This is a genomic window from Streptomyces sp. AC555_RSS877, assembly GCF_019049245.1.
GTDB lineage: Bacteria > Actinomycetota > Actinomycetes > Streptomycetales > Streptomycetaceae > Streptomyces.
In genome coordinates this window covers 1-7,749 of sequence record NZ_JAGMUK010000075.1, presented here as the reverse complement: position 1 = coordinate 7,749, position 7,749 = coordinate 1, and the positions used below count along the sequence as shown (strand labels likewise).

Annotated in this window: 6 protein-coding genes and 2 pseudogenes; 1 reads left to right on the top strand and 7 read right to left on the bottom strand. The window is 68.6% G+C overall.

Annotated elements, in window-relative coordinates; genetic code table 11:
• Window positions 1-154: 154 nt before the first annotated feature.
• The 5 genes and pseudogenes from KUM49_RS30690 to KUM49_RS30660 all read right to left on the bottom strand — a co-directional run bounded on the left by KUM49_RS30690 (window position 155) and on the right by KUM49_RS30660 (window position 5,565).
• Window positions 155-529 carry a hypothetical protein gene (locus KUM49_RS30690; RefSeq protein ID WP_217240227.1) on the bottom strand — a complete coding sequence of 125 codons (375 nt, stop codon included), beginning with the start codon at window positions 527-529 and terminating at the stop codon, window positions 155-157.
• Window positions 530-612: 83 nt separating this feature from the next.
• Window positions 613-855 (bottom strand): hypothetical protein, encoded by a 243-nt coding sequence (locus KUM49_RS48765; RefSeq protein WP_254402036.1) that lies wholly within the window; start codon window positions 853-855, stop codon window positions 613-615.
• 150 nt (window positions 856-1,005) lie between these two features.
• Window positions 1,006-1,251 (bottom strand): annotated as a pseudogene (locus tag KUM49_RS50345) (hypothetical protein); the annotation flags it as partial.
• A gap of 338 nt (window positions 1,252-1,589) precedes the next feature.
• Window positions 1,590-4,430 (bottom strand): annotated as a pseudogene (locus KUM49_RS49920) (RHS repeat-associated core domain-containing protein); the annotation flags it as partial.
• A 931-nt stretch (window positions 4,431-5,361) separates the two neighbouring features.
• A complete protein-coding gene (locus KUM49_RS30660; protein WP_217240226.1) occupies window positions 5,362-5,565 on the bottom strand; it encodes a hypothetical protein in 204 nt (67 codons plus the stop codon).
• Between the two features lie 169 nt (window positions 5,566-5,734).
• Between KUM49_RS30660 and KUM49_RS49915 the strand changes: the two genes are divergently transcribed.
• Window positions 5,735-5,860: a hypothetical protein gene (locus tag KUM49_RS49915; RefSeq protein WP_302185510.1), complete on the top strand. Its 126-nt coding sequence runs from the start codon at window positions 5,735-5,737 to the stop codon at window positions 5,858-5,860.
• A gap of 236 nt (window positions 5,861-6,096) precedes the next feature.
• Here the strand turns inward: KUM49_RS49915 and KUM49_RS30655 are convergent, their stop codons facing one another.
• Window positions 6,097-6,549, bottom strand: coding sequence for a hypothetical protein (locus tag KUM49_RS30655; RefSeq protein ID WP_217240225.1), 453 nt, complete (start codon window positions 6,547-6,549; stop codon window positions 6,097-6,099).
• Between the two features lies 1 nt (window position 6,550).
• Window positions 6,551-7,510, bottom strand: a complete 960-nt coding sequence (locus KUM49_RS30650) for a GNAT family N-acetyltransferase (protein WP_217240224.1) — start codon at window positions 7,508-7,510, stop codon at window positions 6,551-6,553.
• Between the last annotated feature and the right edge of the window lie 239 nt (window positions 7,511-7,749).

Below are 7,749 nucleotides of genomic sequence, written 5' to 3'. Positions count from 1 at the left end.
CCGTACCCGTAACACCATCGTCCAGCACCCGCCCCCGAGTACCCGCAACCACCCCGCTACCAGTAGCTATACCCACCGAAAGCGGAATTCAGCACTAGGACCTGGCGGCATCTGAGCTGCTGGGGGGTAACACGTCTCCGTTGGCGGCTGCTGTTCACGAAGCTCCGTTTCCCCACTCGCGGGCGCCAGCTCGGCGCATAAGGCTTTCGGCTGTGGCGGCGTCAGCGAAGAACGGATGCACGCGCTGCAGGTAGTCGGCCTGTCCTTGGAGGGATTTCCGTAGCTGCTTCAGGCTCCGGGCGCTGTAGGAGATGCCACCGCGTTTCTCCACGACTCCAGCGGCGATGGCCAAGGGCTCGATGTCCGCCGTAAGCCTGACGGTGCCCGTGTCGATCTTGGCGCTGTACTCCACGGATGCTTCTGAGTTGTCGAGCCGGATTCGATACTCGACGACCGCGCTCTTGTAGGTGACGCGTGGCATGACCAGCTCGGTCTCCTCTGGGCCGGTCAGTCCCAGGGCGGCCGCCATGGGGGCGCAGGCTGTCCGGACCTCGGCGAAGAAGTCCTTTGTTGTTACCACGGGCCCTCCTGCCCTCGCTGCCTTTCGGTGGCCTAAGGTCGGATTCTTACGACTTCCCAGTAGCCGTCCATCTTGCGCCAGCCGTATCCCTTGTCTTGTAGGTACTTGAGCTCTCGCTGATAGACGTTGTCCTTGGAGTAGAGCGGTTTGGTGGGGTCAGTCACCAACCGTATGGGCCTGCCGCTGGCCAGCGCATCATCGATGAAGCGCTTGTTGCGGGTCCAGTTCCAGCTTCCGACCCCCTTCGCCCCGGGCTGGCCTTTCTTTCCGTTCATGGTGCCGCGGAGGTTGAGGACATCGGCGTCGAAGCCGGGGTTGTCGTCGAGGTAGTCCTCGATGTCGCCTTTGCGACCGAGGAGGCAGGTGGAGTTGTGGACGAGGAGGTCTTGGCTGCCTGCGGTGACATAGTAGGTGTGGAGGTCGTCGACGGTGAGGTTGTGGACCGTGGCCGACTGGGTGTGGTGGTCGAGGGCGGTGATCTGGACCCAGGTTCCGGCGCTGGTTTGCAGCCACTGCCCGGCGGTGAGGTCGCCGGCGTCGATCCATTGGTGGAGGGTGGGGACCCAGAAGGGGTGGCCGTCGGTGGCGGTGATCGTGGCGGTTTCGGCACCCGTGGTGCCGTCGGTGTCGACGGTGAGGTCGACGAGTTGTTTGTCTCCGCTGCCGGTGATGAGGGCGGTGACCGTGCGGGGGCCGGTGTCGCCGGTCTCGGGGTCGGTGGAAGGACACGGTCGCCGACCTGGACGTCCTGGATGGGTTTGCGGGTGCCGTCGGCCATCACGACGGGGGTGTTGGCGGTGAAGCTGTTGCAGTTGGTCACCCGGGTGCCGGCTTTGGCGCCCAGGCCGGCGCCGAGCATGCCGCTGAGGCAGCCGATGGCGGCGGCCTGACCGACCTGGCCCCAGTTGACCTTGCGGCCGGACAGGCGCTGGGTGAGCCAGTCCAGGCCGCCGTCCATGAGGCCGCCGACGACGCAGCCGGCGATCAGGGGGTTGTTGCCGGTGGGGTCGGTGTAGGTGGTGGGGGAGGACAGGGCGTACTGGTAGAGGTTGGTGCCGCCGGCTTGGCCGATGGGGTCTGGGGAGATGAAGCGGCCGGTCTGCGGGTCGTAGTAGCGGTCGCGGTAGTAGAGCAGTCCGGTGCCGTCGTCCTCGCGGCCGGTGAAGGTGTACGGGTTCGACGAGGTGGCGCCGGAGGTGGTGGGGGTGCCGCCCGGGTCGTAGGCGTAGGTGGTGGCGATGGTGCCGTCCGGGTTCGCCAGGCCGACCACGGTGCCCTGGACGTCGGTGAGGTAGAACTGGGTCGTGCCGTTCTCGGTGCGGGTGAGGAACTCATCCAGACCGGACGTGGCCACGGTTGCCGCGGTGGCTCCTGAACTGGTCTGCTCCACCAGGGGGTTGGAGGCGTCCGTCAGGTAGCGGCGCGTTGTGCCGCCGGTCGTCTTGGAGAGGCGGTCGCCGAGCGGGCTGTAGCCGAACGAGGAAGCGGCTGTCCCCCGTGTCAGGCTGGCTAGTTCGCCGCGCGCGTTCCAGGTGTAGCTGCGTACGTCGTCGTTCTTGAGCTGGCCGTCGGCGTCGTAGGTGAAGCTGCGTCCGGCATAGCTGGTGATGCGGTTGTCGTCGTCGAACTGGGTGCCGCTCTCGGCGGCGGGCAGCGCGACTTTGGCCAGCGTTCCGGTCAGGCCTGTCTGCAGGGTGCGTTCGTCTCGTGTGTAGGTGAGGGCGCCGATCGTCTTGGTGCCCTGGGCGTAGGAGATCGACTTGATGACGCCGATGGTGTCGTAGCCGGTGGTGCGGGTGATGCTCCCGGGCAGGGTGGCGGTCTTCTCTCGGCCGGCGGCGTCCAGGCCGAAGGTGACCTCCTGGGTGCCGGACTTGACCGAGGTGAGGATGCTCGACTTGTCGTAGCCGTAGAAGGTGCTGGTGCCGGCGGCGGTCATCAGGGTGCGGCGGTCGGCGGCGTCGTAGGAGTAGCCGACCGTGCCGGTGGGGCTGGTGGTGGAGCTAGGGCGGGCGTAGGGGTCGTAGGCGAAGGACTGGTTGCCGGCTTGGCTGTCGGTGATCTGTTTGAGCAGGTCGTTGTCGTAGTAGTCGTAGGTGACGATGGATTCGGCCTGGCCCAGGGCATTGACGCCGTACTTGGTGTTCTTGGGGCGTCCCAGCAGGTCGTAGTCGGCGACGGCGGCGGTGCCGGAGCGGTTGGTCGCCTTGCGTAGGAAGCCGGCGGTGTCGTACTCGAACAGGGCCTGTGCGCCGAGTGGGTCGGTTGCCGACTTGGGGCGGTCGGCGTCGTCATAGCCCCAGGTGGTGGTGTTCCCGCGGGCGTCGGTGAGTGTGGTGTTGCCGTTCGCGTCGTAGCCCAGCGCGGTGGTGGCGCCCAGGGGATCGGTGATCTCGCGGGTCTGGTTGAGCTTGTCGTAGGTGAAAGTCGTCAGCGAGCCCGCTTCGTCGGTGAGGCCACTGATCCGGCCGGCCGCGTCCGTGAACTGCCCGGTCACGCGCCCCTCGGCGTCCTTCACCGAGACCAGGTCTCCGTGACGGTAGGTGTATTCGGTGACGGCCTTGGCAGGATCGGTGATCGTCTTGACCTGGCCGTCGGTGCCGAAGGTGTAGGCGGTCTGGCGGCCTTCCGGGTCGGTTTCCGTCTGCAGGTTGCCGGTGGCGTCATAGGCGTAGACGGTGCTGTTGCCCAGGGCATCGGAGGCGGTGCTGGGCTGGTCGTAGGGACCGCTGAAGCTTGTGGTGCCCGTTGTGCGGGCGTTGGCGGTGCCCGCCAGTTCCACGGCGGAGGTCGCATGCCCGTTGGCGTCGTACGACAGCTCGGTGCGCCGCCCGTACGGGTCGACGACGGCGCTGACGCGGTGGTTGGTGCCGCGTTCGTAGACCGTCTTGCGCGACAGCGTCGTGCCGAACGCTTGCGTGTCGCTGGTGCCGAAGCCGCTGCTGTCGAACTCGACGCGGCGGACGGCGCCGCCGGGCTGGGTCACCTCCGTCGCCGTGAGCTGACCGGTGCTGTTCAGGGCGTAGGCGAAGGAGTACTCCTGGCCCTCGGGCAGCGTCTGCTGCTTGACCCGGCCGTTCGCGTCGTAGGTGTTGGTCATGTAGACGATGCCGCGGGCGTCCCGGGCCGTGGCGATGCGGTTGGAGGTGCCGTCGTAGGTGTAGGAACTCACCTTCCCGCCCGGGTCGGTGACCGTTTCCAGGCGGCCTGCGCTGTCGTAGGTGTAGGAGACGGTGCGGCCGGTGTTGTCGCGGGCCTGGGTGGCGCGGTGCTGGGCGTCGTAGGTGAAGGAGACCCAGCGTCCGCCGGGGGTGGTGACGCTGGTGATGTCACCCTTGGAGCCGTTGGAGCGGGTGATGCGCAGCGCGTTGCCGTGGCGGTCGCGGATCTCTTTGAGTGGGCCGTACCAGGGGAAGATGTAGTCGGTGCCGTCCCGCAGGCGCAGGTGCCAGCCTCCCGACTCCTGCTGGATCTTGGCCCCGTTGAAGCCGGTGGGGGTGCCCTCGGGTTCGAAGACCGCATCCCCGTAGCTGCCGCCCGGCGAGGTGCGCACGAAGTGGATCTTCTGTCCGCCGGGAAGGTACAGATCCACCTCGGTGTAGAGGCGTCTGGAGTGCAGGTACATGTTGTACGACAGGTCGCGGCCGATGCCGAAAGCCCTCGAGCGGGTGTCGCCCTGCCAGTAGGTACGGGTGACCTCGCCCGGCTGGAGCGGGTCGGACACGCCCAGGTCGGTGCGGGTGTCGGTGAGCAGGCCGGTCTGCAGACTGACCGGGTCGCCCGAGAGCCAGTCGAAGATGTCCGCGACGGAGGAGACGTCGAAGGGGATCGCGTCGGAGACGCTCAGCATGGCGCCGTGGAAGGCCCACACCCGGGTCTTGGCGTCGGGGACGACTTGTTTGCCGTCGCGGGTGACGGTGCCGTGCCCGTAGGTGTGCCAGCCCTTGCCGGCCGGATGCCGCCGTCCCCGCCAATGCTCGCCGTTCAAGTGCGGCACATTCTCAGCGAGGCGGGCTTCTACCTGGTCACGGAGACGGACGACGGGATGCCGGGCCTGCGGGTGAGCGAAGTGCCCGAAGGCGTACTGGTCAGGTAGGCGGCGTCCGAGGCATTCACTGCGCTGGCCGCCAGCCAGCCGGGCCGCGCATCGAACGACAGCATGCGGGCGGTGGTGCAGGCCGCGGTGTCCGGCCTTCTCCTGCAGCAAGGACACATCGTCACAGCGGCGGAGCACGACGGCATCCTCGTTCTGGCACCCGCCGCGAGATCAATCGGTCAACGCTAGATGCTCCTCGAAGACAGGTCGGGGCGGCTGTGTCTGTGTCTGTGGGGGAGAGGTCAGGGGTTGGGCTGCGAGGCAGCCTTCAGCGTCCAGCCGGTGCCGGTGCAGCCGTCCTGTAGGGGCGGGAACCGGTGCCCCTTCACGTCGGTGCTGTAGCGGGTGACTCTGCCCGCAGTCGCACTCGTAGATCCCGGAAGGCGGCACGATCTCGCCGATGTGGAAGACCTTGTCGCTGTTCAGGAGCCGTCGGAGGCGGCGTCGGTTATGTGGTCGAAGCCACGGAGCAGAGGCGTCAGCTCCTGCGCGGCTCCGCACAGCCGCTGACATACCCGTTGCGACCCCCTTCGCCCATGCCCTGGCTGGAGTTGAGGAGTAGGAGGGCGGGATGGCCGGCGGAGACGCTGCCGGGGATCGGGGTGCCCTCTCTGGTGTTGCGCGCCGGCCGGGGCCGCCGCGCCAGGGCCGCCGACGGTGCGGCGGCCGGGGAAACGGTCGGCGGCTAACTGGAGGCGTCGGCCATCTGCTGCTCGTGGTGGTGCTTGAGCGCGTCACGGGCCGCGAGGACGTTGGCCGCGGCGAAGTTGCTCCAGTACGCGTGCGTGACGATCGCCGTGGCCAGTTCGCGTTCCCGCGCTCGTAGCCGGGCGATCTCTGCCGCGTCCTGGCGATCCCAGCCGGGGGAGGCGGGGCGAGATAGCGTCACACAGGCCCCGTGAAGTTGCCCGAAAACGACCTGTGACTGGTCCGGCGTGGCTGACAGTTCGGGGCCGTGGAAGAGGTCGCGCTCCGGTTGAAGGAGCTGTCGTTCCCCGCGCTTACGGACGTCGCGGTGGTGTCGGTCGAGGCGGACAGCGAGATGGCAGGGGCTCATCGTGTCCCGTCCCGATGCGCAGTGCAGCAAGCTCGCTCTGCAGGGCCTGGATGTGACGTGCTGCGTGATCGGCAACCTGCTGGGCTTTGTCACGCTCCCGCTCGGCGCGCGACAGTTGCTGGCGTAGTTCAAACTCCTGCCGCTGGGCCCGGTCAAGACGCAGCTCCAGCGCCTGGTGCGCCTGCGGGGCCGTGGCGGGCAGGGTCTGCACCCGTGACAACGCCCTGACCTCAGCATCGCACCTGCGGGGTCAGGACGTTTCTGATCGTAGCCACCGCCGTATTCACCAGTAGCCAGCCGGGCGGCAACGCTGCCGGCCCGAGACGCCATCGGCCCCGCGGCACAGCTCGACTGCGCGCCCGGTCACCGGAGGCCGTGTTCACGCCCGATCTGGTCGTCCAGCGCCGCCGCCACGGCCCGGTCCCGGCGCCGGTCCACAAGATCCGCGAGGCGGGCCGCAGCTGTGCGCTCGGCCGGGGTGAGTTCGTCCATGGTCGCCTCGATGGCATCACGGACACGCGCCGCGATGTCCTGGGCTGTGATGGCCTCGGTCTCGACGGGCCCGACCGTGTCGAGATAGCCGAGTTCGACCAGGCGCAGGACCGAGGCCCGGGTCTCCTCCGGGGGCATCCGGAGTTCGGCGATCAGCCAGTCGAGGTTGCCGTACGGGGCACAGACCTCCCCCAGCCACCGGCACCGCATGTAGACACCGACGTCGGCCGCCGAAAGACGGGAGTCGGTGATCGGCCGGTGAGGCACGGCAAGCAGGTACGGCTCGCCGGTGTCGCTGCGCAGCTTCAGCGGCTCGTCGGACACGCTACCGCCGCCCCGCCGAAGACCCGGCACCGCGCGGGGGACCCATGAGCTCGGGCAGCGAGTACCCGGACGCTTTGCGGAGCCTGGCCGCCATGAGCGGCTCGAAGCCGTAGCGCAAGGCCTCCGCCATTCCCTCCCGGACTTCCTCCTCCGTGACCGGCGTCCGGTACATCTGCTCCATCATCCCCGCCGTCCGGGCGTCCATGGTCTGCCGCACACCGCCGCCGCTGATCGTCACGCTCCCGTCGTCATGCCGGACCACCTCCGGCGAGCCGGCTGGCGGCACCAACACCTGCGTCAGCAGCTGCAGCGGCGAGCCGTCCGGCATCTGGCTGCCCACGACCGTCACCTCCGCGTGCAGGGCCTTCCACATCTGTACGACGTGCCGATCCGCAGGCCGGTGAAGAACCATGCCCAGCGGGTCGGCCACTGAGATCACCTCGCCCGGCTCCAGCACGGTGAAGCCCGCCTGCCGGTAGTACGGCGCCAGGGACAGGACAGTGGTGGTACCGAGCATCAGCCGGTAGCCGAGACCTGCGTAGTGCGCGGCGGCCGTCTCGATCAGGCGATGCCCCAGGCGGCGCCCACGGACCTGCGGCGCGATCGACAAAGCTTCTACTTCCACGATGTGGTGGGCAACGTACGAGCGGTGCTCCGGGCTCAGCATCTCGATCGAACCGATCCACCCCAGCGGCGGCGCCGCAGTCAGCACACCCACCACCTCGCCACGCCGCCGCTCGGCCACCCACGACGCTCGCACACCACAGGCGGGCTCGAGCCGGTGCCGGAGCGCGACGGCATGAGCCATCTCCGCCCCGATCCCCGGCTGGGTGAACTCCACGATCCCCAGCAACTCCGCCAGCGCCGCCTCATCAGCCGGGCGCGGCTCCCGAACCAGCAGCCCACCGTTCGCCGGACGCTGCGCCCGCCCCGCCGCCCGCACCCGCGATGCTCGTCCCATGCCCTCCCAACGAGCTGCCTTGGCATTTCGCCCCGCCAGCGGCCCGAGATCACCCCTTGGAGGGACGACCGTCACCAAGCAGCGGTCCGCCGTCGGCAGCAACACGCTGTGCGCACCAAGTGCACTGCGGACAGGGGGCACCCCCCGGCGTCACACTGTGAAGCTGAGAGACTCACAGGGCGGCATGTCCGCGGCCGACCCGCGACGGCGCCCTGCTGCTGCGCTCGAAGATCCCCGAC

Coding starts and splice junctions, on each gene's coding strand:
- KUM49_RS30650 (WP_217240224.1), bottom strand. CDS start 7,510: ATGGGACGAGCATCGCGGGTGCGGGCGGCGGGGCGGGCGCAGCGTCCG.
- KUM49_RS30690 (WP_217240227.1), bottom strand. CDS start 529: ATGGCGGCCGCCCTGGGACTGACCGGCCCAGAGGAGACCGAGCTGGTC.
- KUM49_RS48765 (WP_254402036.1), bottom strand. CDS start 855: ATGAACGGAAAGAAAGGCCAGCCCGGGGCGAAGGGGGTCGGAAGCTGG.